20 protein-coding genes are annotated in these 23,831 nt (G+C 68.8%); 10 read left to right on the forward strand and 10 right to left on the reverse strand.

All coding sequences use genetic code 11. The features are described from left to right. The first annotated feature begins 97 nt into the window (after window positions 1-97). Both GPX89_RS29625 and GPX89_RS29630 read left to right on the forward strand, forming a co-directional pair. The gene (locus GPX89_RS29625; RefSeq protein ID WP_157390973.1) at window positions 98-928 is read left to right on the forward strand and encodes a hypothetical protein; all 831 of its coding nucleotides are present in this window, start codon (window positions 98-100) and stop codon (window positions 926-928) included. After that, on the forward strand, window positions 925-1,365 hold the full coding sequence (locus tag GPX89_RS29630) for a hypothetical protein (RefSeq protein WP_157390974.1): 441 nt from the start codon (window positions 925-927) through the stop codon (window positions 1,363-1,365). The genes GPX89_RS29625 and GPX89_RS29630 overlap by 4 nt, the downstream gene beginning before the upstream one ends. 8 nt (window positions 1,366-1,373) lie before the next feature. On the opposite strand, the gene GPX89_RS29635 is transcribed toward GPX89_RS29630, so the two are convergent. Beyond that, window positions 1,374-2,207: an SAM-dependent methyltransferase gene (locus GPX89_RS29635; RefSeq protein WP_328602439.1), complete on the reverse strand. Its 834-nt coding sequence runs from the start codon at window positions 2,205-2,207 to the stop codon at window positions 1,374-1,376. Window positions 2,208-2,378: 171 nt separating this feature from the next. On the opposite strand from GPX89_RS29635, the gene GPX89_RS29640 reads away from it, so the two are divergent. After that, on the forward strand, window positions 2,379-3,491 hold the full coding sequence (locus GPX89_RS29640; protein ID WP_235948319.1) for a cytochrome P450: 1,113 nt from the start codon (window positions 2,379-2,381) through the stop codon (window positions 3,489-3,491). Window positions 3,492-3,662: 171 nt separating this feature from the next. Then, the gene (locus GPX89_RS29645) at window positions 3,663-5,156 is read left to right on the forward strand and encodes a condensation domain-containing protein (RefSeq protein WP_157390976.1); all 1,494 of its coding nucleotides are present in this window, start codon (window positions 3,663-3,665) and stop codon (window positions 5,154-5,156) included. Window positions 5,157-5,162: 6 nt separating this feature from the next. Here the strand turns inward: GPX89_RS29645 and GPX89_RS29650 are convergent, their stop codons facing one another. Further along, on the reverse strand, window positions 5,163-5,978 hold the full coding sequence (locus tag GPX89_RS29650; protein WP_157390977.1) for a class I SAM-dependent methyltransferase: 816 nt from the start codon (window positions 5,976-5,978) through the stop codon (window positions 5,163-5,165). A 115-nt stretch (window positions 5,979-6,093) separates the two neighbouring features. Between GPX89_RS29650 and GPX89_RS29655 the strand changes: the two genes are divergently transcribed. Next, the gene (locus GPX89_RS29655; protein WP_328602440.1) at window positions 6,094-7,491 is read left to right on the forward strand and encodes a sensor histidine kinase; all 1,398 of its coding nucleotides are present in this window, start codon (window positions 6,094-6,096) and stop codon (window positions 7,489-7,491) included. On the opposite strand, the gene GPX89_RS29660 is transcribed toward GPX89_RS29655, so the two are convergent. Continuing rightward, a complete protein-coding gene (locus GPX89_RS29660; protein WP_328602441.1) occupies window positions 7,417-8,127 on the reverse strand; it encodes a response regulator transcription factor in 711 nt (236 codons plus the stop codon). The two genes, GPX89_RS29655 and GPX89_RS29660, sit on opposite strands and share 75 nt — an antisense overlap. Before the next feature lie 97 nt (window positions 8,128-8,224). Here GPX89_RS29660 and GPX89_RS29665 point away from each other — a divergent pair, with 97 nt between their 5' ends. Next, on the forward strand, window positions 8,225-8,935 hold the full coding sequence (locus GPX89_RS29665) for a phosphatase PAP2 family protein (RefSeq protein ID WP_157390979.1): 711 nt from the start codon (window positions 8,225-8,227) through the stop codon (window positions 8,933-8,935). A gap of 199 nt (window positions 8,936-9,134) precedes the next feature. On the opposite strand, the gene GPX89_RS29670 is transcribed toward GPX89_RS29665, so the two are convergent. From GPX89_RS29670 to GPX89_RS29680, 3 genes are read right to left on the reverse strand one after another with little or no spacing between them, the layout of a single operon-like run. Beyond that, window positions 9,135-10,208, reverse strand: coding sequence for an amidohydrolase family protein (locus tag GPX89_RS29670; RefSeq protein WP_328602442.1), 1,074 nt, complete (start codon window positions 10,206-10,208; stop codon window positions 9,135-9,137). A gap of 46 nt (window positions 10,209-10,254) precedes the next feature. Beyond that, a complete protein-coding gene (locus tag GPX89_RS29675; protein WP_328602443.1) occupies window positions 10,255-11,706 on the reverse strand; it encodes an FtsW/RodA/SpoVE family cell cycle protein in 1,452 nt (483 codons plus the stop codon). Continuing rightward, entirely contained in the window at window positions 11,703-12,722 is a 1,020-nt protein-coding gene (locus GPX89_RS29680; RefSeq protein ID WP_157390981.1) for a hypothetical protein, read from the reverse strand. Before GPX89_RS29680 ends, GPX89_RS29675 begins: the two co-directional genes overlap by 4 nt. A 169-nt stretch (window positions 12,723-12,891) precedes the next feature. Here GPX89_RS29680 and GPX89_RS44915 point away from each other — a divergent pair, with 169 nt between their 5' ends. Further along, window positions 12,892-13,827 carry a Rieske (2Fe-2S) protein gene (locus GPX89_RS44915; RefSeq protein ID WP_235948322.1) on the forward strand — a complete coding sequence of 312 codons (936 nt, stop codon included), beginning with the start codon at window positions 12,892-12,894 and terminating at the stop codon, window positions 13,825-13,827. Window positions 13,828-14,006: 179 nt separating this feature from the next. Here the strand turns inward: GPX89_RS44915 and GPX89_RS29690 are convergent, their stop codons facing one another. Then, entirely contained in the window at window positions 14,007-15,008 is a 1,002-nt protein-coding gene (locus tag GPX89_RS29690; RefSeq protein ID WP_235948325.1) for a polysaccharide deacetylase family protein, read from the reverse strand. An 82-nt stretch (window positions 15,009-15,090) separates the two neighbouring features. Here GPX89_RS29690 and GPX89_RS29695 point away from each other — a divergent pair, with 82 nt between their 5' ends. Then, the gene (locus GPX89_RS29695; protein WP_235948328.1) at window positions 15,091-16,464 is read left to right on the forward strand and encodes a putative glycoside hydrolase; all 1,374 of its coding nucleotides are present in this window, start codon (window positions 15,091-15,093) and stop codon (window positions 16,462-16,464) included. Window positions 16,465-16,476: 12 nt separating this feature from the next. Here the strand turns inward: GPX89_RS29695 and GPX89_RS29700 are convergent, their stop codons facing one another. Further along, complete coding sequence (locus GPX89_RS29700; protein ID WP_157390982.1) at window positions 16,477-16,836, reverse strand: ArsR/SmtB family transcription factor; 360 nt, start codon at window positions 16,834-16,836, stop codon at window positions 16,477-16,479. Window positions 16,837-16,941: 105 nt separating this feature from the next. Between GPX89_RS29700 and GPX89_RS29705 the strand changes: the two genes are divergently transcribed. Both GPX89_RS29705 and GPX89_RS29710 read left to right on the forward strand, forming a co-directional pair. Beyond that, window positions 16,942-18,906: a heavy metal translocating P-type ATPase gene (locus GPX89_RS29705; protein WP_328602480.1), complete on the forward strand. Its 1,965-nt coding sequence runs from the start codon at window positions 16,942-16,944 to the stop codon at window positions 18,904-18,906. A 145-nt stretch (window positions 18,907-19,051) separates the two neighbouring features. Continuing rightward, window positions 19,052-20,371: a DUF2254 domain-containing protein gene (locus GPX89_RS29710; RefSeq protein ID WP_328602444.1), complete on the forward strand. Its 1,320-nt coding sequence runs from the start codon at window positions 19,052-19,054 to the stop codon at window positions 20,369-20,371. Here GPX89_RS29710 and GPX89_RS29715 read toward each other — a convergent pair whose 3' ends face one another. Together GPX89_RS29715 and GPX89_RS29720 are read right to left on the reverse strand one after the other, a co-directional pair. Beyond that, complete coding sequence (locus GPX89_RS29715; RefSeq protein WP_157390984.1) at window positions 20,372-22,594, reverse strand: hypothetical protein; 2,223 nt, start codon at window positions 22,592-22,594, stop codon at window positions 20,372-20,374. It lies immediately after the preceding gene. Continuing rightward, window positions 22,591-23,823 carry a hypothetical protein gene (locus tag GPX89_RS29720; protein ID WP_157390985.1) on the reverse strand — a complete coding sequence of 411 codons (1,233 nt, stop codon included), beginning with the start codon at window positions 23,821-23,823 and terminating at the stop codon, window positions 22,591-22,593. Before GPX89_RS29720 ends, GPX89_RS29715 begins: the two co-directional genes overlap by 4 nt. Window positions 23,824-23,831 lie beyond the last annotated feature (8 nt).

Genomic DNA, 23,831 nt, shown 5'->3' on the forward strand with positions numbered 1-23,831 from the left:
ACCGTCGAAATCTCAACCAGGCGTGCACCTTTCGCATCCGGTTCGGTTCCGGCTGCGATGCGCCTTTTCGCCATGCCTATTTCCCAGGAGTTCGAGCATGACTACGGGAGCCGTCGCCGGACCAGGGCGACTGCTGGCGCTGGGCCGTGAATCAGCGAAGGAATTGGTCCAGGAATTGGCACAGGCCGCGGTCACCACGCGCACCGGGGTGCTGCGGGTGACCGGGGAGCCGGGCGGGGACCTCCATGTCGTCCACGGGCTGGTGGTCACGGTGGATTCGCCCGGAGCGCCCGGGGTACGCGAATTGCTCGCGCGCCCCGGGCGCACCTCCGCCGGAGCGGCCGATCTCAATCTCGTGGCCATGATGGCCGCGATCGACGGCTGCTTCGCGATCGCATCGGGCTGGATCGGAGGTTGCTTATGGCAGGACGTTCCCGAGGGCTCGCTCCCGCCCGAAGATCCGGCGTCGCCGGTCCGGGGCGTCGAACCGGGGTGGCTGTTGCTGGAGACCGAGCGGCGGTTGTGCGCCCTCGCCCGCGGCCGGGTGTCGCCGCATCGCAACCACCTGCAGCTCACCGAGCGTGGGCGGGTGCTGCTCAGCGGGCCCGACGGTGGTCATCGGCGGGAGATCCTGCTGTGGGCCAACGGCCGGCGCAGCTGCCGGGACATCTCGATCTTGCTGAGCCGCAGTCTGTACGCGGTCACCGTCGATGTGGCCCGGATGCTCGAGGAGGATCTGCTGGCCATCGTCCCGGTGAAACCCGAAGCGCCGGCACTCGAGCCGAGCCGCAACGACCTGATTCGCACGCTGCTGCCGCGCCGACGCCGCGGCGCCAGCGGCATCAACGACATGCTCCCGCCGCGGTCGCCCCAACCGTTGCACGGCCGGCGCATCTTGACCCCGAGAAGAATAGAGAGGACCCAATGAACACATCGAACGGAGCCGGCGGACCGGGCAGCATGACCGACCGCATCGCGAACATGGTCAAGGTATTGCGGTCGGAGGTGCCCGAATGCATTGCCGCGGGCGCCATCGACATGTCCACCGGCATGCTGCTGTCGGTCGAGACCGTCGACAACCATCCGTCCGAGGTGCTCGACCTGCTGGCCGCGGCCACGCTGGAACTGTTCCAGGGCCGGAACGTGGTCATGATCGAGAACATCTGGAAGGAGCGCCGCGGAATCCGCCTGGAGCGGCACTACTTCCAGGAGATCCTGGTCAACAGCGACAACCTCACCCACCTGTTCGTCCGCACCGAGAGCCGGGAGGACGTGGTCGTGGTGGTGGTGTGCCGCAAGTCGGTCAATGTCGGCATGCTCTTCGCGCAGACGCGGCGCGTGCTCAAGGACGTCGGGCGGCTCTGAGGAAGGGATCAGGGAATCCGGCCCACCGCGCCCAGCATGCTGACCGCCTCCGGGCGTGGGTGCGGCCGGTATTCCTCGGGACGCCACAGCGTCACCGCGGTGATGCCGGGCGGGACGAGGGTGGATCCGTCGAAGAACTTCGCGAACTCGGCGCCCGTGCGGAGCCGGAAGGGAACGCCGCTGCGCTGATTGGCCTCGGTCGACCGCGCCAGGTCCTCTTCCTCGAGATAGTCGCTGGTGGCGTGGGACATGACCAGGTAGCTGCCGGGAGCCAGCGGCTCGGTCAACTGCCGGATCAGTTCGTAGGGGTGGTTGTCGTCGGTCATGAAGTGCATGACCGCCACCACCATGAGCGCGACCGGCTTGCTCAGGTCGAGGGTGGCCAGTAGATCGGGGTGCTCCAGGATGCGTTGCGGCTCACGCAGATCGGCGTCGATGAAGGCGGTCCGGCCCTCCGGGGCGCTGTTGAGCAGGTCGCGGGCGTGTAGCAGCACGATCGGATCGTTGTCGACGTAGACGATGCGCGACTCCGGGGCGATGCCCTGCGCGATCTCGTGCACATTGCCCGCGGTCGGCAGGCCGCTGCCGATATCGAGGAACTGGCGGATGCCCGCCTCGGCGGTCAGGTACGCGGTAGCGCGGCGCAGGAAGTTGCGGTTCTCCACCGCCGCCAGCTGCACGGTCGGGAAGGCCTCGGCCACGGCGTCGGCGGACTCGCGATCGGCGGCGAAATTGTCCTTGCCGCCCAGCCAGTAATCGTACCGGCGGGCCGGGTGCGGCTTGCCGGTGTCGATGCGCGCCTCGGTGGCCTCGGGGTGGTCTGCCGCGGAATCCGAGTTCACTACGCTCCCAATTCTTTTCGGCTAGGGTCTGAAACTGTCAGCTTCAGTTGCGGACCGGTAGCGGCATGCCCGCGCCCGCTCCGTGGCATTGCCGGAAGGTTCGTCATGCAGTTGCGCTATAGCCCATTCGATTTCGATGTCCATGCTGATCCGTACCCTTACTATGCCAGGTTGCGTAGCGAGGCCCCGGTCTACCGGAACGAGGACGACGACTTCTGGGCCCTCTCGCGCCACGCCGACGTCCTTGCCGCCCTCCGCGATTCCGAGCGTTTCTCCAGCAAGAACGGCCTGCGCATGGAACCCGCCTTCTGGGGACCGCAGGCCGAGCGCTTCTTCTCCTTCGTGGCCATGGACCCGCCCAAGCACACCCGCCTGCGCGGGCTGGTGACACGGGCGTTCACCGCGCACCGGGTGCAGTCGCTGGCCCCGCGCCTGCGCGAGATCGCGGTCGGACTGCTGGAACCGCTGCTCGAGCGCGGCAGCTTCGACCTGATGGCCGAGTTTGCCGGGCCGTTCCCGACCGAGGTGATCTCCGAACTCGTCGGCGTGCCCGAGGGCGACCGCGAGATGCTGCGCAAGCTCGGCATGGAGATCATGTACACCGAGGAGGAGTCCACCGATCTGCGGCCCGAGGCCATGCAGGCCATCGGCGCGCTGGTCGGCTACTACACCGAGCTCACCATCGAGCGCAGCAAGTCCCGGCAGGAGGATCTGCTCTCCGGGCTGCTCGACGCCGCCGACGGCGACGACCGGCTGACCCCCGAGGAGATCGTCGGCGTGCTGATCCTGCTCGTCGGCGCGGGCATCGAAACCAGCATGCTCACCTTCGGCAATGCCTGGCACGCGGCGTATCTGCACCCCGACCAGCGCCGGGCGGCCCTCGACGGCCGCATCGACGACTGGATCGACGAGGCCATGCGCTGGGATCCGGCGACCCAGACCCAGCTGCGCACCACCACCGAGGCGGTCGAGCTGCACGGCGTCGCCATTCCGGCCGACGCGCGCATTCTGCTGCTCACCGGTGCGGCCAACCGCGACCCCGAGGTCTTCGCCGACCCCGACACCTTCGACCTGGACCGCGACACCTCCGACTCGCTGGTGTTCGGCAGCGGCCGCCACCACTGCCTCGGCTCGAATCTGGCGCTGCTGGAACTGCGCACCGCACTGGGGGAGATCGCGTCCCGGGTGGCCGATTTCGAGGTGGACACGGCGGCGTCGAAGCGCATCCACGCCTCCAACAACCGCGGCTTCGCCTCCCTCCCGACGATGGTGACGCTGCGCTGAGCGCCGCTGCCCCTCCTCAATTGGGCCATGCGCTCGAGTGAGCCGGATCTCCTTCCTCGCACTGCGGTCTAGCTAACGCATTGCTACCCTGTGCCGCATCGCCGTCCCTCAGAGCTGCCGGGCTTTCGGACGGCGATGTGAGAGAGATCGAAGGCTGAGAGGGTAGCGTCGATGGTCGGGCCGATTGCTGTCTGGACACGGCCACTGGAGCGGCGAAAGCCTGCTGAAGTGGCGGAATTTCTACGAGTCGTGGATGAGCCCGCACCCTTGCGGCGCATGCCGCGGTCGCCGCGAATACCGCTGGCGCCGGCCCAGGAACGCATGTGGCAGGCGGCGGCGGCCGGGCAATCCGCTGACTGGAATGTTGCTCGGGCATTTCGAATTCGTGGCGAAGCGGTGAGCATCGCCGCGCTGACGGCGGCCATCGAGGATGTGGTCCGGCGGCACGCGCCCCTGCGGACCTGCTATCCGGCGACCGCCGACGGGCCCGTTCAGGTCGTGATGGACGCCGAGTTCGCGCGGGTCGAGATGGATGTCGTCGACACCTTCCCGGGCCAGCTCACCGAGCAGTTCGCCGAATTCGCGGCGCGGGCCTTCGATCTCGGATCGGAACTGCCGATCCGGGCCCGCATCTACCGGCTCGGCAGCCGGGATGTGGTGCTGGCCTTGGTGATCCACCACATCTCGCTGGACGGCCAATCCATTCCACCGCTGCTGCGTGACCTGGTCACCGCGTATCTGGCCCGGGGTGCGGGCCGGGCTCCCGAATTCCCGCCGCTGCCTGTCGATTACATCGACTACACGCTGTGGAAGCACGAGTATCTGGGTGCGGACGACGATCCGTACGGCCGCGCGAACACCCAGTTGCGGTACTGGGCCAACCATCTGGTCGGCCGGCCGACGCCGCTCGAATTCCCCTATGACAGACCGCGTTCCGCGCAACCCGATGCCACGGGCGACATCATTCAGCTCCGCCTGGACGCGGCCATCCACCAGGCCCTGCTCGCGCGCGGACGCCAGAGCGGGGTCAGCCTGTTCATGTTGCTGCAGACCGCGTTCGCGCTCAGTGTCGCCAATTTCGCCAAGTCCCAGGACGTGACCGTCGCGACCGCCGTCTCCGGCCGCGACGACCCGCTGCTGGCGGATCTGGTCGGCAACCTGGCCGACGATGTGCTGCTACGCATCCGCCTGGACCGCGCCACCGACATGAACGACCTGATCGACCAGGTCAAACGGGTCGCCTTGGCCGCCTTCGCGCATCCCGACACCTCGAATCCACGCCTACGCCGCTGCCTTCCGGAGGATCCGGCCCACCCCCTGTTCCAGGCCACCCTCATCCTCCAGCGTGCCGACGCCGCGCCCGCGGCCCCCGCGCCGTCGGGCATATCGATCACCGAATTCCCCAGCGGCGTCATTCGCGCCAAGCACGACCTCGAATTCGGCCTCACCGAGAACTACGACCACACGGGCGCCCCCACCGGGATCACCGGTCCTTTCCTCTACCCCACGGCCCGCTTCGACCGCGCCACAGCGACTCGTTTCGTCGGCACCTTCACCGCCATGACCGAACTCCTGGCCTCCGGCTACTCCGGCTCCATCGCCCCGCTGCTGCGCCCCGAACCCCGCCGCACCCGCCGCACCCGCCGCCCCCGACGCCTGCGCTGAGGCGCGTCAGGATTTGCGGGCCCGGGCGATACACCGGATCGCCCGCAGACGGCCATCGGTCAGGCCCGCGGTCAGGTTCTCGATCTTCTCGGCGAAGTTGGGGACGAAGACCTGCAGGCCAACGGGATTCGGCGGTGCGGACAGCACCATTCGCATGATCGTGGCCGCCTGATCGGTGAGATCGTCCCAGTGCTCGATCGCGAAGCCCGGCTTCTCGATCGCCGCGCGCAGCTGGTCCGGGGTGACGAGGTGGCTCTGGTCGGGACGATCGGCCCAGGGCAGTGGAAAGGCGGGCACGCTGTTCGCCGTGGCGGTGATGTCCCAGAGGGCGAGTCGGCCATCCGCGTCCAGCACGCGGTACGCCTGCGCGTACAGCGCGTCCTTGTCGGCGATGTTCATCTGCACGTGCTGACTGAACACGACGTCGAAACTGTTGTCCCCGAACGGTAGTGCGGTGACGTCGCCCTGCCGGACCGTGATCGCGCCGTCCAGCCCGACCAGGCCGTTGAGCCAGCGCGCGGTCGCGCAGTAGTCCTCGGTCAGATCGACGGTCGTCACGCGGCATCGGTAGGTGTCGGCGACGAAGCGCGCGGTGCCGCCGATTCCACTGCCGGCATCGAGCACGCGGGACTCGGGGGTGAGGGCGGCCAGCTCGGCCAGCTGGCCGGTGGCGATGCGGCCCATGGTGTGGAAGTCCTCCACCAGGGCCAGGTCCGCGAGTTGGAGTCGCTGTGGGTCCCGCCCGGCCGCGCGCAGCGCCTGTTCGATGTCGAGGCGGGAGACGCCCGATGAGTAGGGCGTGTCGAGGGAGATCTCGGTCATGTCAGCACTTTTCATTCGAGGACTCGGCCCGGACCGGAAAGTAACCATCGGTCACATGGTCGAGTATGCGCGCCCATGTGACCGTCGTCAACATCCTCTGTGATCTGATGGGGGCGTGAATCGGATCCGGGAATGGCTGCGGCCCTCGCATTGGGGGTTGCGGATTCGGTCCGCCGTCGCCGCGGCGCTGACCGTGGGCGCGGTCCTGCTGCTGGCGGCCGCGGCCATGCTCGGGCTGCTGAACCGGTCCCTGCTGCGGGAGCTCGACGCGGCGGCGGGGACGCGGGCGGACTCGATCGTGAACGAGCTGACGCGCGGTTCGGTCGCCGAGCTGCCGGGGTCGCTGTTCGATGCCACCGGTCAGGTCGCGGTGGTGCAGATCGTCGATGCGCGGGGGCGGATCGTGCGGGCGTCGGACGCGAAAACATCGGCGCCGCTGCTGGATCCGAACACCGTGACCGAGCCCGCGCACGGATTGCGGCCCACCTCCGCCCACGACAAGGACCTGCGGGTCGCGGCGCGCCCGGTGGTCGCGCCCGACGGCCGCTATGTCGTGCTGGTCGCGGGTGACAGCGAGCCCGCCGAGCGCGCGGTGAAACGGGTCGGCGCGCTGGTCGCGGTGGGCGGGCCGCTCGTGGTGGCCGCCGCCGCGCTGGCCACCTACCTGCTGGTGGGGCGATCGCTGCGGTCGGTGGAGGAGATCCGCAGCCGGGTGGCGGGCATCGGCGCGACCGGGCTCTCGGAGCGGGTGCCGGTGCCCGTGGCGCGCGACGAGATCGCGCGGCTGGCCGAGACCATGAACGACATGCTGGCCCGCGTCGAGGCCGGGCACGAGGCGCAACGCCGCTTCGTCGGCGACGCCTCGCACGAACTGCGCAGCCCGCTGGCGGTGGTCACGGCCGCCCTGGAGCTCGCGCGCGACCGGCCCGAGACGCTGGACGCCGAATTGATCGGCGGCACAATGCTTCCGGAGACCGAGCGCATGCGGCAGTTGATCGAAGACCTGCTGACGCTGGCGGCGGCGGACGAGAACGGGCTCGAATTGCGCACCGGGGACGTGGATCTCGACGATCTGGCGGGGGAGCAGGCGGCCGCCCTGCGCGCGCGGGGCGGGTTGACGGTGCGCACCGACATCGAACCGGTCCGGGTGCAGGGTGATCAGCCCAAACTCGCTCGGGCACTGCGCAATATCGTCGAGAATGCCGCCGCGCACGCCCGCTCCACGGTGGTGGTCACCGTGCGACGGGACGGCGCGCACGCCCTGGTGCTGGTGGACGACGACGGTCCCGGCATTCCGGTGGCCGACCGTGCGCGGGTATTCGGCCGCTTCGTGCGGCTGGAGGCCGATCGCGCCCGCGCCACCGGCGGTTCCGGGCTGGGTCTGGCGATCGTCGCGGAAATCGTGGCCGCGCACGGCGGATCGGTGACGATCGATGAATCACCCTGGGGTGGAGCTCGATTCGTGATCAGGCTGCCCGTCGGGATCGACCATGCGATACCCGACGCCCCGTAGCGTCTCGATGCTGGTGCGGCCGAAGGGGGCGTCGATCTTCTTGCGCAGATATCCGACGTAGACCTCGACCACGTTCTCCGGTCCGTCGTAGTGGGCGTCCCACACATTGCGCAGGATCTCGATCTTGGTCAGCGCCAATCCCTTGTGCCGCAACAGGAATTCCAGCAAGCCGAACTCACGCGGGGTGAGGGTGAGGGCGACATCGCCGCGCCGCACCGTGCGCCGGGCCGGATCCAGCACCAGATCGCCCGCCGACAGCAGCGCCGGCTGCTGCGGGGCGCGGCGGCGCAGCAGGGCGCGCAGCCGGGCGATGAGCACCACGAACGAGAAAGGCTTGGTCAGGTAGTCGTCCGCGCCCAGATCCAGGGCGTCGGCCTGCTCGTAGTCGCCGTCCTTGGCGGTCAGCATCAGCACCGGCGTGGCCACGTCCTTCGCGCGCAGCCGTCGCAGCACCTCGTAGCCGCTCAGCTCGGGCAGCATGATGTCGAGCACGATCACATCGAAGCGCTCCTCCGACGCCGCCCACAGCCCCTCGGTCCCCGTGTGGGCGAGCTGCACCACGAACCCCTCGAGCTCGAGCCCGCGCCGAATCGTCTGCGCCAACCGCACCTCGTCCTCGACCACCAGCACTCGCACGGCCACCAGCATGCCGGACGACGCGGTTCGCGGCGGGACGGACCCGCCCAGCCGGCTCTCAACATCCTCTCAGCGATGCCATGGCAACCTCGATGGCATGCTGTCCCCACCACCCGCAAAGGAAGAAGCACTCACGACGACACGGCCCTTCCGACTCTCGGACCTTCCCCGCACCGGCGTCCTCCTCACGCTGGCGTCGGCCGTGGCTCTCGTCGTCCTCACCTGCGTGGTGGCCCCGCACAACGGTCCCGTCGGCCCGGATTCGTCCTGGCTGCAATGGTTCATCGACCAGCGCACCGCCGCCTGGACCAAGCTCGCCAAGGCGATCAGCACCGCCGGTGACACCACCTCGGTCGCGATCTACTCGATCCTGGCGTGCGTCGTGTTGGCGTGGCGCAAGTACTGGGAGCAGGCGGTCCTCATCGCGATCGCCGCCGCCGGTGCCGGAGCGCTCACTTTCTTCGGCAAACTCCTCATCGCCCGCGACCGCCCCCCGGTCATCGACCATCTCGTCACCGAGACCAACCACTCCTACCCCTCCGGCCACGCCCTGGGCTCCACTGTGGTCGCGGGCATCCTGGTCGCCGTCGCACTGCCCTACTGGCGCAAATCGATCGGCATCCTCGCGATCACGATCGCCACCCTGTTCGTCCTGGCCGTCGGCCTATCCCGCCTCTACCTCGGCGTGCACTGGCCCACCGACGTCCTCGCAGGCTGGCTCCTCGGCTCCTGCTGGCTCACCTTCTGCCTGACCCTCCGCCCCCACATCCCCCTCCTGACCGACCGCCTCCCCACCAAGCTCCGCTGACCCGGACCAGACCGTGTGACGCGAAAGCGTTTTCACACTCGTCGATTCCTCCACAGGCCGACCGAACCCCCAGCTCACCAGGTGATCGCCGACTTGCGGCCGTGCAGTTCTCCCGCCCCAAGGGCGGCTTCCCGCTAAATCAACCCCGTACCTGCACGATTAGGCCCATTCTTCACATTGAGCTCGCTGATCTCGAAAGCTACCGAGGGATAGGCACTCCGGCGGACCAGACCTGGCGGATGGACCGCGTCGCGGTGATGTCGGCGAGGGGGTCGCCGTCGAGGAGAACCAGGTCGGCGCGCAGACCCGGTTCGATGGAGCCTCGGTCGGTGAGGCCGAAGTACTTGGCGGGCAAGATTGTTGCCGCATTCAGCGCTTCCGCGGGGGTGAGACCGGATTGGACGAGGAGTTCCAGTTCGTGGTGGAGGGAGTCGCCGAACGCGGGGTTGCAGGGGACACCGGTGGAGGCGTTGGCATCGGTGCCCGCCAGGATGGGGATACCGGCGGCATGCAGGGCGGCGACGTTGGTGAGGGCGTCGGCGAACGCACCCGGGATGCCGCGGAAGGCGGTCATGGCCTCCATCATGGTGAGAGTCGGGGTGACGACCGTGCCTTCCGAGGCCATCCGGGTGATGGTGGCCGTCGGGAGGGCGGCACCGACGGGGATGTGGGTGATGATGTCGACGCCGGCGTCGAGAGCCAGGGCGTAGGCGGCCGGGTTGGTCGCGTGGGCGATGACCAGCAGGTCGCGGGCATGGGCTTCGGCGACAGCGGCTTTGGCGGAGGTTTCGTCGGGTCCGCCGTCGCCGGGGGCTTCGAGAACCAGCTTGATGTAGTTCGATCCGGTGGAATGCCGTTGGGCCACCATGGGTTCGGCTTGGTCGGCGGAGCGGATGACGGCGGTTTCGGGGAGGAACTTGCTGTGCATGCCCTCGGGGCCGACGATGGCCATGCCCGCGCTGCGAATATCGGTGGTGCCCACGGTGTTCCGCAGATCGGCCACGATATCGGGGTCGCACGCCATGTCCAGTGCGGTGGTCACGCCGAAAGGCGTGAAGGCGGACGGAGTTGCCGTGTCGTGGATGTGCACGTGAGCGTCGATGAATCCGGGGAGCAGGACCGCGCCGCCGGCGTCGATGCGCGTGGCGCCGGTGTCCTCGGTGCCGATGATCGCGCCGTCGATGACGACGGTGGTGGGTGTGCTGAGCGTACGGCCGTCGAAGACGCGAACATTGTCGAGCGCGGTCCGGCCCGCGGTGCTGGAAGAGGTCACTCGACCAGCTTCCTCCGATTCCCGTGCCGAGGCACGGCCATTCGGCTCAGCGGCGGCGCGGGAGCAGGCGGCGCGAGACGTGCTCGGTCATGGCGTCGGCGATGGGCGGGACCGTCGGCACCGGCCGGGTGGGCGGCGGCGGGGCCGAGCGGGCGTCGGCGGAGATGCGGATGAGCAGCGCCAGAATGATGTAGTTGGCCAGCAGCGAGGAACCGCCGTAGGACATGAACGGGGTGGTCAGACCGGTCAGCGGAATCAGTTTGGTGACACCGCCGACGACCACGAACAGCTGCCAGCCGATCGAGAACGCCAGCCCGCCGCCGAGCAGCTTGCCGAAGGCGTCGCGGGTGGTGAGGGCGGCGCTGAAGCCGCGGATGCACAGGATCAGGAACAGCGCCAGCACCGCGCCCAGCCCGATCAGCCCGAGCTCCTCGCCGATGGTGGAGATGATGAAGTCGGTATTGGCGAACGGGACGTCCTGCGGCCGCCCACTGCCCAGCCCGGTCCCGGCCAGCCCGCCGGTGCCCATGCCGAACAGGCCCTGCGCGATCTGATAGCCCGTCGTGTAATACGTGGCGAACGGGTCCTCCCACACCTGCACGCGCACGCGGACGTGCCCGAACAGCTGGTAGGCGATGATCGCGCCGACCGAGAACATGGCCAATCCGATGAGCAGCCACGACGCCCGCCCGGTCGCGATGTACATCATGGCCAGCACGGTCCCGAAGACCAGCAGCGAGAACCCGAGGTTCTTCTCGTAGACGAGCACGATCACCGCGACGAAGGTGACCAACAGCAGCGGGGCCAGATCGCGCAGACGGGGGAAGGTCATGCCCAGGAAGCGTTTTCCGGCGCTGGTGAACAGCTCCCGGTTGGCGACCAGGAACGCGGCCACGAAGATGATGATCAGCACCTTGGCGAACTCACCCGGCTGAATCGAGAATCCACTGATCCGGATCCAGCTCTTGCCGCCATTGACCTCGCTGAATCGGCTCGGCAGCAGCGCGGGGATCAGCAGCGCGACCACCCCGGTCAGACCGCACGTGTAGCCGTAGCGGGCGGGTTTGGTGTGGTCGGGCACGAAGACCAGCACCAGCACGAACAACAGCATGCCCAGGCCGGTCCAGATCAGCTGATGCGCGGCGTCCGAGGACGGTATGGCCTCCCCGGCGTTCTTCGCCTTCACCGCCTCGGCGCGGTCGAGCCGATCGATGAGGACCAGGCCGATGCCGTTCAACAGCACCACGCACGGCAGCAGTACCGGGTCGGCGGCCGGCGCCCACCGGCGTACGGCCAGATGGGAGACCAGCACGAACACCGTGAAGACCGCGATGGCGCGGAAGCTCTCGCCGTCGAATCCATTGCCGGTGGCCGAGGTCATGGCCAGATACGCGAAGGTGGTCAGGGCCAGCGCGGCCACGCAGAGTAACAACTCGGCATTGCGCGGAACACGCCCTCTCGACTTCGCCGGGGGTGGGCTGTGCCGAAATGCGCTCACACCGAACAGTATCGCGTCCGGTAGCGGATGAGGAGCCAAAGCAGTAGGGCTTCGGCTATGGCGGTGAACACGGTCAGGAATTGGCTGAAATAACTGGCCAGGACATTCACCAAGGTCAGCGAGATGATGCTGGACCAGATGCCCAGCCGGACACCGATATCGGCGCGGCCGCGAATCCACGCCACCGCCGCGACCGCGCAGCCGACGCCGACCAGCACCTCGGCCACCGCGGCGATGCCCAAGCCCACCAACGCCTTCCAGCCGTGGTTCTGGGTGACGTCGAGGAAGTGGTTGAGCGCGGTCGAGGGCGAACGCCAGCCCGAGATCACGATGAGGGCCAGCACCAGCCGCAGCAGGGTCCAGACGGCGTGGCCGATGAGGACGGCGATGAGCACGGCGGCCAGTGCCCGCTGCGGCAGGAGTGCGTCCTCGACGCGGCGGTAGGTGTGCCGCAGCCGGGCGAAGCGGGAGGATTCGGCGCGTTCGTGGGTGGTGCGCAGGTAGGTGCCGAGGGCGTCGCACAGGGCCACGGTGTCCGGGCTGAAGCCGCCGCGGTCGACGGTGTCGATGCTGTGCAGCAGGGTATTGCGCTGTTCCACGCTGATCGGCGCGCCCAGGTCCATGCCGACCTGGGTGGTGACGTCGGCGAGGACCAGCGCGGGCGGGCGGACGCGGCTGCGCGCAGCGTAGCGGGCGACCAGCACGATCAGCAGGAAGGCCAGGTAGATGATGGGCGCGGCCAACGGGAAGAAGTAGTCGTTGTCGGAGGTGATGAACTTGCCGACCTCGTCGATGAACAGGCCCAGCCCGATGCCCGACAGCAGCGCCGCGGTCGTCAGCGCCGCCCGGCTCGCGAACAAGAACATCACCAGACAGGCGATGACGAGCAGCAATCCGCCGAAGAGCGCGTGCGCGATGTGATAGGTCTTGCCGCCGATCTTCGGATAACCCGAGGCCATCAGATACAGCCGGGTGATCACGACGGTCAGCCCGAAGGCCACGGCCATGAGCGTCACCAATCGACCGGATCCGGGCCGCCACCTCATCTTCGCCACACGCTCGCCGAACACGATCTCCACCGTGACACAGATGCGGCGGCCGCGGGGATCGAACCGAATCAGGCGCTGGGCCGTTTCACCATTGAGTCGTTGTAAAGCGCCGACGTGCCGGGCAATCGAGGTCACGATGGGTGTCGATCAGGTAGGGCGCAGAGAGATCGTCGTCGCGGCGGGAGTGGCGATGGCGGCGGCCGCGTGTGCGAGCCCGCGCGGGGCGTCGCCCGGAGCCGCCACCTCCACCGCGACGGCCACCCCGACCACGGACGCGACGACGACCACAGCACCACCACCCTCGACGACGGACGCGCCCGCGGCGGAACCGGGTCCCGCGCCGATCAACGGCACGGTGCTCGCCGCCACCGCGCAGGTGCCGGTCGGCGGCGGCGTGATTCTCGGCGATACCGTGGTCACTCAGCCGAATGCCGGGAATTTCCTGGCTTTTTCGACGGTGTGCCCACATCTGGGGTGCGCGGTGAACTCGATTTCGGGCGGTGTGATCAATTGCCCTTGCCACGGCAGCCAATTCGCGCTGGACGGGTCATTGGTGCACGGTCCCGCTACCCGTGGGCTGGCGGCCCGCGAGGTGAGTGTGCAAGACGGACAGTTGATCGCCGGTCCCGCGCCCGCCGCACCGGTCGCTCCGGCCGCCGAACAACCGCAGGCGACCGAGCCCGCGCCGGTGACCGTCACCGAGCCCGGCGCCCCCGACAACGCGATCGCCCGGACCTCGGATATCCCGGTAGGCGGCGGCGTGATCGTCGGCAATACCGTTGTGACGCAGCCGAATGCAGGCAACTATGTCGGGCTCTCGGTGATCTGCACGCATCTGGGTTGCGCGGTCAACGACATCTCCGGCGGCACCATCAACTGCCCCTGCCACGGCAGCAGGTTCAATCTGGACGGCTCGGTCGCGGCCGGTCCCGCCTCGCGCCCGTTGGACGGCCGTGACGTGAGTGTCCAAGGCGACTGGGTGGTTTCGGGCGCCGGTGACCCCAACGCCCCGATCCCACCGCCGAAACCCTGGTGGTGCGAGATCATTCCGCCGGGATGCCTGGGTTGCTGAGCCCTGTGTCTCCGGGTATGGCCTCCCCTTCGATGGAAGTCCCGTGAAGCATCGGCCTGATCGTGCAGGTCCGGGATCGAGCTGAAATACGGTGCGTACCTGCTGATTCTCGGTTTGGTGCTGGCTGTGGCGGGCTCGATCCATTGGTGCGTCCACTCGAAGGGGGCACGAGGACCAGGTCAGTAGGACTGGGCGGTAGGCGACCAGCGGGGAGCCAATTGCTCGGTCTGGGTGTGGGGGTAGGAGATGTGGGCGGGGTCGCCGTCGGAGGTGTAGCGGCTGGTGGGGTCGGCGTTGAGCCGGTCGAGCCAGTAGGTGGAGTCGAAGGGGATCGGGCTGCGGCCGGAGCGGATTCGGGGGAGGGCGGTGGGGTCCATCGTCGTGGCGAAGGGGGAGGGGGCCGGGTTCGCGCCGACCAGCAGGACCGCGCCGAAGGTATAGGAGGTGCCGTCCCAGGTGCCGGAGGTGGCCAGGGCGTGGTCGACGGGGTAGACGCCGAGAGGGAGTGCCATGGAGCGGATGGCGGTGCCCGGGACGGCGGTGGTGATGGCGCGGACGTTCTGGACCAGTTCGCGTTGGACGTCGGTGGCGTCGAGTCGGCTCAGGTTGGGGTGGGTGGCGGTGTGGGCGCCGATGTCGTAGCCGTGGTGGACGAGCCAGGGGAGGGCGCGGGGGTCGTCGCCGAAGGGGGCGTTGTTGACGTAGAAGGTGGCGGTGGCGGCGAAATCGGGGTGGCGGGAATGGAATTGCTCGAGTAGGCCGACCGCACAGTCCGGTGCGGGTTCGCCGGAGTCGGTGAGGGTGAGCTGGGGGCGGGTGGAGTCGTCGAAGGTGAGGACCACCGGGTGGGTGCCCGCGGGGAGGTCGATGGCGCCCGCCAGGTATTGGGCGATGGTGATCGGGCGGTAGCCGTCGGTGTACAGACGGTCCAGTTCGGCGGTGAATTTCGTTGGCGTCTGGTCGTATTCGCTCGCGGGGTCGGCCTCGATCCGGTGGTACATGAGGATCGGGATCCGGCCCAGCTCATTGGCCGCGACCGCGGCGGGGTCCGGCGGGCGGGAGGTCGGCGCCGGGGTCGTGGCGGCCGGGGGCGGCGCGGTCGCGGTCGTTCCCCCGCACGCGGTGGCGGTCGCGCACAACAGCACCGCCGTGGCCATTCGCAGCATGGCCGACGCCCTCATCGCAGCAACGCTACGCGGCGACAACGGTTTTGAGATGATCTCCGCGAAAAACGGCCGACGGCTGCGCGCTGAGGTAATAGTGATGCGCAACAGGCGTCAGTGGAAGTTGGTGTGTACGTTGCTCATGCGACTTCGGTCGATCCGCCGCCGGCGGTCCGTCCTGCTCGCTGTCGGTGCGGTACTCGTTCTCGTGGTCGCCGCGGCGGTGTTCGTCTTCGGGCGCGGCCGCCCCGTGGTCGCCGCCGCGGAGACCCGGCCGCCCCGGCTGGAGCTGGCTCCGCAAGCCGCTGCGGTGTCCTATCGCGATCCGGTGACGGTGCGCGGCAAGGCGATCGGAGCGAAACAGGTCGCCGTGGGTGACCGGTCGGTTCAGCCCGCGCCGGACGGGAGCTTCGAACTCACCCTGTCGCACGCCCCCGTCGACACCACCGTGGTGGCGACCAATGGCGCGGGCGACAAGACCGTGCTCCCGGTGAAGGTGGATGTGGCGCTGCCCCGCATTCGCGCCGTCCACGTCACCGCCTACGCCTGGGCCTACGACCCCATGCGCGAGGCCGTCCTGGACCTCGCCCGCGAGGGCCGCATCGACACCGTCGAACTCGATATCAAGGACGAGGACGGCATGATCGGCTACGACTCGCAGGTGCCGCTGGCCCGCGAATCGGGCGCGGCCACCACGATTTACGACGCCGGCGCGGCGCTGAAGCAGCTGCACGACATGGGTCTGAAGGTGGTGGGCCGGATCGTCGCCTTCCGCGACCCCACCATGGCGAGCTGGGCCTGGCACAACGGCCATCCGGACTGGGTGATCCAGAATCCGGGCGGCCAGCCCTACTCCAGCGGGTACGGCGCGATCGCCTTCACCAATTTCGCGAGCCCCGAAATCCGCTCGTACAACCGCGATCTCGCGGTGGAGGCCGGGCACCTCGGTTTCGACGGCGTCATGTACGACTACATCCGCCGCCCCGACGGCGGCCTGTCGGGCATGCAGTTCCCGGGTCTGGCCGAGTCCCCGTCGGATTCGATCGCGAACTTCCTTCGGGATATCAAGGATTCGGTCCACGAGTCGGGCGCCTCGCTCGGGGCCGCCGTGTTCGGCATCGCCGCCACCCGGCCCGACGAGATCGCCCAGGACATTCCGTCCATGGCCCGCTATGTCGACTACCTCGCCCCGATGCTCTACCCCTCGCACTGGCACGCGGGCGAATACGACGTGGCCAACCCGAATTCGCAGCCCTACGACATCGTCTTCCGCTCACTGCAGGACTTCCGGGCTCGCACCCAGGGCACGGCCGCCCAGATCATCCCGTGGCTGCAGGATTTCAGCCTCGGCGTGGCCTACGGCGACACCCAGGTGCAGGCCCAGATCGATGCCACCCATGACGCCGGATACACCGGCTTCTTCCTCTGGAACCCGAGCGTCAGCTACCACCCCGGCGGCATTCCGGTCGGCTGAGGGCGCGCTCGCTCAGGCGGTGGTGGGGCGGTCCGACAGCCCCAGCCGCAGGTGTTCGCTGTGATAGATGGCCTCGTCCAACAGCTGAGCGACATGGTTGTCGTAGAGGCTGTAGACGATGCTGCGCCCGGTCCGGGTGCCGACGACGAGGCCCAGATTGCGGAGCAGGCGCAGCTGATGGGAGACAGCCGACTGTTCCATGCCGATGGACTCGGCCAGTTCGGTGACGGCGAGCGGGTTCTGGCGTAATGCGCTGAGGATCAACAGCCGACTCGGGGTGGCCAGCGCTTGCAAGGTGGTGGCCACGTGGGCGGCGGCGTCCGCGTCCAGCCGCGCGGTCGGCCGATCGCGGCCCTCGACGCCATGTCCCATAACTCAGGAGAGTACCTCGAGAAAAATCGTATACATGAAGACGTCTTCATGTGTTCTGGTATTGTCGCGACGGTCAATGGTCGGTGATGGAGGTGGATCGTGGTCGTGGCGACGTCGGCGCCGGTATCGGCGCGTCCGGAGCCTGCGGTACGCCGCACCCGGCTGTTCGAGCTGGCCGAAATGCGCTGGGCCGCACTCGCCCTCGCACTGTTCCTGGTCGGACTGGCAGCCCAGCTGGCGGGGACCCCGGTCTGGCTGTGGTGGGGGCTCTACCTGGCCTGCTACGCCGCGGGCGGCTGGGAGCCGGGACTCGCCGGATTACAGGCGTTGCGGGAGAAGACCCTCGACGTGGACCTGCTCATGGTGGTGGCGGCCCTCGGCGCGGCGGCCATCGGACAGATCACCGACGGCGCACTGCTGATCGTCATCTTCGCGACCTCCGGCGCGCTGGAGGCGCTGGCCACCGCGCGGACCGAGGATTCGGTGCGCGGCTTGCTCGACCTCGCGCCCGAGACCGCCACCCGGCTCACCGAGACCGGCGAGGAGACCGTGCCGGCCGCCGACCTGAACGTCGGTGACCTGGTCCTGGTCCGCCCCGGCGAGCGAATCGCCGCGGACGCCACCGTGATCGACGGCGGCAGCGAGGTGGATCAGGCCACCATCACCGGTGAACCGCTGTCGGTGGACAAGACCGTCGGCGACGAGGTGTTCGCCGGAACGCTGAACGGCACCGGCGCGCTGCGGATCCGGGTGGATCGGCGCGCCGAGGACTCGGTGGTGGCCCGCATCGCCGCACTGGTCGAACAGGCCGGGCGCACCAAGGCGAACACGCAGCTGTTCATCGAGAAGGTGGAGCAGCGCTATTCGATCGGCATGGTCGCGGTGACCCTGGCGGTGTTCGCGCTGCCCCTCGCCCTCGGCGACTCGCTGCAGCGAGCGCTGTTGCGCGCCATGACCTTCATGATCGTGGCCTCCCCGTGCGCGGTGGTGCTGGCCACCATGCCGCCGCTGCTGGCCGCCATCGCCAATGCCGGACGGCACGGCGTGCTGGTGAAGTCGGCGGTGGTGATGGAACGGCTGGGCGCGACCACCCGGGTCGCGTTCGACAAGACCGGAACCCTGACCCGCGGCGCCCCGCACCTCGCGGAAATCCACAGTGTGGACGGGACTTTCACCGAGGCCGAGGTGCTCGCACTGGCGGCGGCCGTCGAGGTCGACAGCGAGCATCCGGTCGCGGCGGCCATCGTCGGAGCGGCCCGGGCCGATCGGACGACGCTGCCCGCCGCCGAGGGCTTCGCCGCGGAACCCGGTCGCGGTGTCAGCGCCCGGATCGGTGCGCATCGGATCGCGGTCGGCTCGCCGGTCGCGCTGATGTCCCGGATCGACGGTGTCCCCACAACGGCGGAACAGGACGCCTGCGTGGTCGTGGACGCGTTGCAGGAGAGGGGATTCACCGCCGTCGTCGTCACCCGCGACGGCGGTCCGATCGGAGTGCTGGGGATCACCGACCAGCTGCGCCCCGAGGCGTCGGTCGCGGTCGAGCTCACCTCCCGCGTGACCGGGACCGCCCCGATCCTGCTGACCGGGGACAACCGCCGCGCCGCGAATCTGCTTGCCGCGCAGGTGGGAATCTCCGATACGCAGGCCGAGCTGCTTCCGCACGAGAAGGTCGACGCGGTCACGGCCCGCCAGGCGGCCGGTGAGCGGGTCGCGGTGGTCGGTGACGGGATCAACGACGCGCCCGCCCTCGCCGCGGCGGACGTCGGAATCGCCATGGGCGGAGCCGGATCCGACCTGACCCTGCAGACCGCCGACGCGGTGGTCGTGCGCGATGACCTGACGGCCGTTCCCGCCGTCATCGCGCTCTCGCGCCGGGCCCGGCGGGTGGTGATCGCCAACCTGGTGATCGCCGCGAGTTTCATTGCGGTCCTGGTGGTCTGGGATCTGATCGGCACGCTCTCGCTGCCGCTGGGTGTGGCCGGGCACGAGGGTTCGACGGTGATCGTCGGCCTCAACGGCCTACGCTTGCTGCGCCGGGCCGTGTGGCGGCGGTCCGTTCGCGCGATGTGAGGCGCCCGGACCGCGCCGAACCCCTGCGTAACGCCCACCGGTGGCCACAGATAACCTGATCACACGTCCGGGACATGTCCCGCGCTGGTGAGCCGGGTTTTCGATCGGTGCGACCATGTCCGCAGACAGCGCAGGAGGCTCGATCGTGTCCGGCTTTCCCCTGGAATCCGACCGCCGTCGGGAGGCTTTGCGGACCAATCTGTGGTTCGTGCCGACGGTCGAAGTGCTGGCCGCGGTGGCGCTGTTCGTGCTCACCTATCAGCTGGACCGGGCGGCCTATCGCGGTGATATCGGGGTTCCGTCCTGGGTGATCGGCGGGACGCCGGACTCGGCGCGGCAGGTGCTGACCGCCATCGCCGCGGCCATCATGACCGTGGTCGGCGTGGTCTTCTCGATCACCATCGTGGCGTTGACGCTGGCCTCCACCCAGTTCGGGCCGCGCATGCTGCGCACCTTCATCCGCGATCGCGGCACCCAGATCACGCTGGGCACCTTCGTGGCGACCTTCGTCTATGCCATCGGCGCCCTGGTCGTCATCGGGCCGGATTTCGTGCCGCACATCAGCACGACGGTCTCCATCGGGTCACTGGTGCTGGATCTGGCAGTTCTCATCTACTTCATCAACCACATCGCCATGGCCATCCAGCTGCCGAACGTCATCGCCGATATCGCGGGCGAGGTGGCGACCGCCATCGAGACGCAGCGGGGCCACACGCTCACCGGCCCGCACGCCGGACCCTCACCCGAGGAGCTGCTGGAACGGATGGCCGTCGAGGCCGGCGAGGTGCGGGTGGCGGGCAGCGGCTACCTGCGCTACATCCGCTACGAGCAGCTGGTCCGGATCGCGACCGAGGCCGACGCGGTGATCCACCTGCCGTATCGGCCCGGCCATTTCCTCACCGAGGGGCAGGTGGTCGCCACGGTCTGGCCCGCGTCGGCGGCCGAGCGGGTGAGCAAGAGCTTCTCACGCGGGCATGTGGCCGGGCCGACCCGCTCGCTGACCCAGGACATCTCCTTCGGCATCGATCAGCTCGTCGAAATCGCCCTGCGCGCACTGGCTTCCGCGACCAATGACACCTTCACGGTGCTGACCTGCATCGACTGGCTGGGGCACTGCCTGTCGCGGATCGCGGTGGCCTGGGAGCCGAGCCCGGTGTACCGCAGCAAGGACGGCCATGTGCGGGTCATCGCGGCGCAGGCGAACTACGAGCGGCTGGTGCAGCGGTCCTTCGAGAAGATCCGCCAGGACGCGCGCGGCCTGCCCGCGATCATGATCCGGCAGCTCGACGCGCTGGCCCAGATCGCCAATCGGATCGACGATCCCGCGCGGCTCACGGTGCTGCTGGAGCAGGCGGAGATGATCAAACGGTCGGCGCTCGAGTCGATCCCGGAGGAGGCCGATCTGCACGACGTGCTGCGGCGGTATCGGATCCTCGAGCAGCTCGGGAAAACGGACGAGTCGTAGTCAGCGCCAGAACCGGCGGGCGCGGCGGCCATCCGGATCGAGGGCGAGCGACGTCCAGGAGTCGGTCGGATCGTCCTGGGGGACCACCAGGGTCAGCAGCGGGGCGATGACCTGCGGCAGGTCCAGGCGGGTGCGGAGCCAGGGCCAGCCGCCGGCGAGGGCTTCGGCGAGTTCGGCCGGGGACAGGCGCAGCGCGACGATCGCGTGCAGGAGAGTGGCCGGGGGCAGATCCCATTGGCGGGCGCAGGCGGTCACCAGGGTGGGCAGTTGATCGGCCGGGGCGAGGGCGAGGACCCGTTCCAGAACCTGCGGGCCGTCGGCGGACCGGGTGCGGGTCACCAGGTTGGAGACCAGATACTCGAGGTCGGAATGCAGTGCGCCGTCGATGATTTCGCGCGCCTGGACGGTAGGCGGGAACTCGTCGGCGGTCTGCAGCAGGGTCGACAGCTCGGCGCGGGAGCGGTCCTTGTCGTAGCGGCGGCGGAATCCTCTGCGGGGTAACCGGATTCCGATGCGGTGCCCGTTGCCCGATGCCGGATCGGCGGTGTCGAGCTCGACCAGGTCCTCGATCGGCGCCGGGAGCCCGAGTGCGCGGCGCAGGTCGTGCCACGCCGGGCGCAGGGCTTCGACCAGTTCGGCGGGGTCGGAGCGGGTGAGGGTGAGGGCCTTCATCAGGTCGAGCGCGGGCAGGGCGGGGTAGCGGGCGCATTCGGCGAGGAGGGCGGGCAGGCGGTCGTGGGGCGCGCAGGCCAGGATCTGTTCCAGGGCATAGTGATCCCGGCCGTCGCAGGCCACGTCGACCGCGACCTGCGCGACGATGGCCAGGTTGGCGTGCATGGCAGTGTGCAGCAGCCGGCTGCCGCCGGTGGGGACGCCGGGGTCGTCGACCTCGACGCGTAATGCCTTGTGCACCAAGGCGCGATCGCGGGAGCCGAGCGCGTGCTCACGGAGGGCGCGATGCTGGGACAGGTATCCCGCGATCGTCTGGCGCCGTTTGGAATTGCCGGTGGCCCAGTCCGCGTGCAGGCGCGGCCACACCGCCGCCGCGTCGGCGGCCGAGAGCTGGCCGTGCCCGGTTTCGAGCCGTCGCCGGGCCGCCGCCGCGACTGCCTCGCCGAGGTCGAAGCCGAGTTGGCGGGCGAGCTCGAGGGTGCGGGTGCGGTCGCGGGTGTCGTTCGTGACGCGGTCGGTGAGGGCCTTCTCGAAGGTCCTGCGGACGCTGGGCAGATGATCGATATGCACCAATGCCCTTGCCACACTAGGTCTTCCGATAGCCAACTGGATGGCGCGGGTGGCCACCGTCTTGTCCCGGAACCACTCCGGGCTCAGTTCTGGGTCGGTGATCACCTCGGCCAGCCGGTCGTCGTCGAGTTCGGCGGGAACCAGGGTGCGCAGGTGGCGGCGAAAGCACCAAGCGCCGATTTCCTCTGCGGTGGACAGGGTTTCGGGAATGGTGATCCCCGCCCGCCGGTGGCCGACGATCTGCTGTCCGAGCTGTACGTAGGGATCGGATTCGTCGCCGCGGTCACCCGGGGTGACGATGCGGCGATTTCCGGGGGCCGGGCCGTGGCTGTCCCGCGTGACGGCGGTGATGGCGGCATCCGAGGCCGGTGCGCTCATGGTGCAGAAGGTCAAGTCCCGCAGGCTGTTCCGCGGCAGTATGCCGTAGAGGGCGCGCAGCATGGACAGTGCGTCGGTGGCGTCCTCGACCCGCAGTTCGATGGCGGGCCCGCGACCGGACAGGTACGCGAGGGTGTAGCCGAGCAGCGCGGGCAGCCAGTCCAGGTCGAGATACGCGTCGGCGGATGCCGCGAATCCATTGCTGTCCAGTGGTTTCGAGATCGGATCCCAGTGATCGACGGGGTAGCGGGGATCGTCGACGGTCGTGAGGAACCGGCCGGAATCGTAGAGGCTCAAGGTTGTCGCGCCGTCCAGCGTCGCGCGGTCCCCGGCGACCAGATGTGCCACGCAGGTGCCGGGGCGGGCGTTCGAGGGTGTCTTCAGTACCGCGACCGCGAACCCCCGGACCAGCGTGAACTCCAGCGCGAACGACTCCGGCATGCCCGGAGGCCCGTCCCAGGTGACCAGTGGACCCAGCTCCCGGGTGGTGGATCCCAGTGCGGCGGGCCAGTTTCCGGAGCGCGCGACCACGCCGACGCCGGTGCCGGAGGACTCCAGCGTCACCACGGCCCAGCCGCACAGCAGCTGCGCGAGAGCCGTCATCGTTCGGCCCGTCGGTGGTCGATGAGGTTGAGCATGTGGATGACCGGGTCGACGGCGGCGAAGGGTTTGAATACCGGATAGGTGTTGTCGGCTCGCTTGCCGCAGCCGACCGCGGAGACGGGGAAGTAGCGGTTGTGCGGAAAGTGGATGGACAGGGTCGAGTCGACCGCCGGGAACAGTTTGCGCACCAGCGATCTCGTGGCATCGGAGCGGTAGTCGATCTGGCCGGGCTGATACAGGTTGCCCGCGCCGTTGAGACTGTAGGGGCTGTCGGCCCAGTCCGCCGGCGGTGCGACGATGCCGACCTCGGGCAGGTTGATCAGCGACAGCAGATCGGATTTCGCGATGATGGTGGAGGCGTGCAGGCGGGGCGGCTCGATGGGCAGATCCAGGGGATAGCTGTTGGCCGTGCGCCACAGCTTGGCGATCTGGTCGATCATCATCTTGGTGCGGCCGACCGTCTGGGAATGCTCGACCGGGTTGCTGAGACTGTCCTCGTTGGCCGGGCCGGCGTGCTCGCGCATCATGGCCAGGTACTGCTTGTTCAACGTCGAGGGCACGACGAACCAGATGAAGTCGGCGATCGCCAGGTGCGGGCTCACCTTGGCGGCGATCTCGGCGTCCGCGACGTCCTCACCGGCCACGTCCACGAACGCGAGATTCACCGTCCGCCGGGTGGCCAGCGAGGTGAACTTGATGAGAATCGGGGTGCGCACCTGCCAGCCGCTCCAGGCGTGCGTCTGGGTCTGCGGCTGGGCCATCGGCGGCTGGGGCGGGCGCGGCGGCTGGGGCGTGCCCAGCGGTCCGATGCCGTTCTCCTGCCGCTGCATCTGCGCTCCGACGTACCCGCGTTTCTGGGTGTAGCCGATGGCCTGCCGGTTCATCAGCGTGTTCTCCAGCGCGGCAAGCAGTTTGGTCGACCGGCGCGACGGCACGATCGACCATTCCCGGGCCAGCACGGGATCGTTCATGACCGAATAGATCATCGACACGATGAGATGCGTCTTGGACGAGGCGGATTCGCCGACGAAGCCGATCACCGTGGTCGGATAGTCGAGGATCTCCTCGTCGATCTCACAGCCGTTGGGGCAGCGGCGATCCAGGCGCCGTGAATAGTCGCCGACGCGAGTGGCGAAGCCGCCGTTGGGCTGGCGCAGCACCCAGATCCAGGAGCGGCGGGTGGAGTCGAACTTGAACTCCGCCAGGCAGTTCAGGCAGACGATTCTCACAGTGCGCA

This window comes from Nocardia terrae (genome assembly GCF_009760405.1).
GTDB classification, from domain to species: Bacteria; Actinomycetota; Actinomycetes; order Mycobacteriales; family Mycobacteriaceae; genus Nocardia; species Nocardia terrae.

Bases quoted from the DNA above. Each gene is read 5' to 3' on its own strand.
- GPX89_RS44915 (WP_235948322.1), top strand. From the start codon at position 12,892: ATGGGTGTCGATCAGGTAGGGCGCAGAGAGATCGTCGTCGCGGCGGGA.
- GPX89_RS29690 (WP_235948325.1), bottom strand. From the start codon at position 15,008: ATGAGGGCGTCGGCCATGCTGCGAATGGCCACGGCGGTGCTGTTGTGC.
- GPX89_RS29625 (WP_157390973.1), top strand. From the start codon at position 98: ATGACTACGGGAGCCGTCGCCGGACCAGGGCGACTGCTGGCGCTGGGC.
- GPX89_RS29695 (WP_235948328.1), top strand. From the start codon at position 15,091: ATGCGCAACAGGCGTCAGTGGAAGTTGGTGTGTACGTTGCTCATGCGA.
- GPX89_RS29650 (WP_157390977.1), bottom strand. From the start codon at position 5,978: ATGACCGAGATCTCCCTCGACACGCCCTACTCATCGGGCGTCTCCCGC.
- GPX89_RS29630 (WP_157390974.1), top strand. From the start codon at position 925: ATGAACACATCGAACGGAGCCGGCGGACCGGGCAGCATGACCGACCGC.
- GPX89_RS29665 (WP_157390979.1), top strand. From the start codon at position 8,225: ATGCTGTCCCCACCACCCGCAAAGGAAGAAGCACTCACGACGACACGG.
- GPX89_RS29700 (WP_157390982.1), bottom strand. From the start codon at position 16,836: ATGGGACATGGCGTCGAGGGCCGCGATCGGCCGACCGCGCGGCTGGAC.
- GPX89_RS29645 (WP_157390976.1), top strand. From the start codon at position 3,663: ATGGTCGGGCCGATTGCTGTCTGGACACGGCCACTGGAGCGGCGAAAG.
- GPX89_RS29715 (WP_157390984.1), bottom strand. From the start codon at position 22,594: ATGACGGCTCTCGCGCAGCTGCTGTGCGGCTGGGCCGTGGTGACGCTG.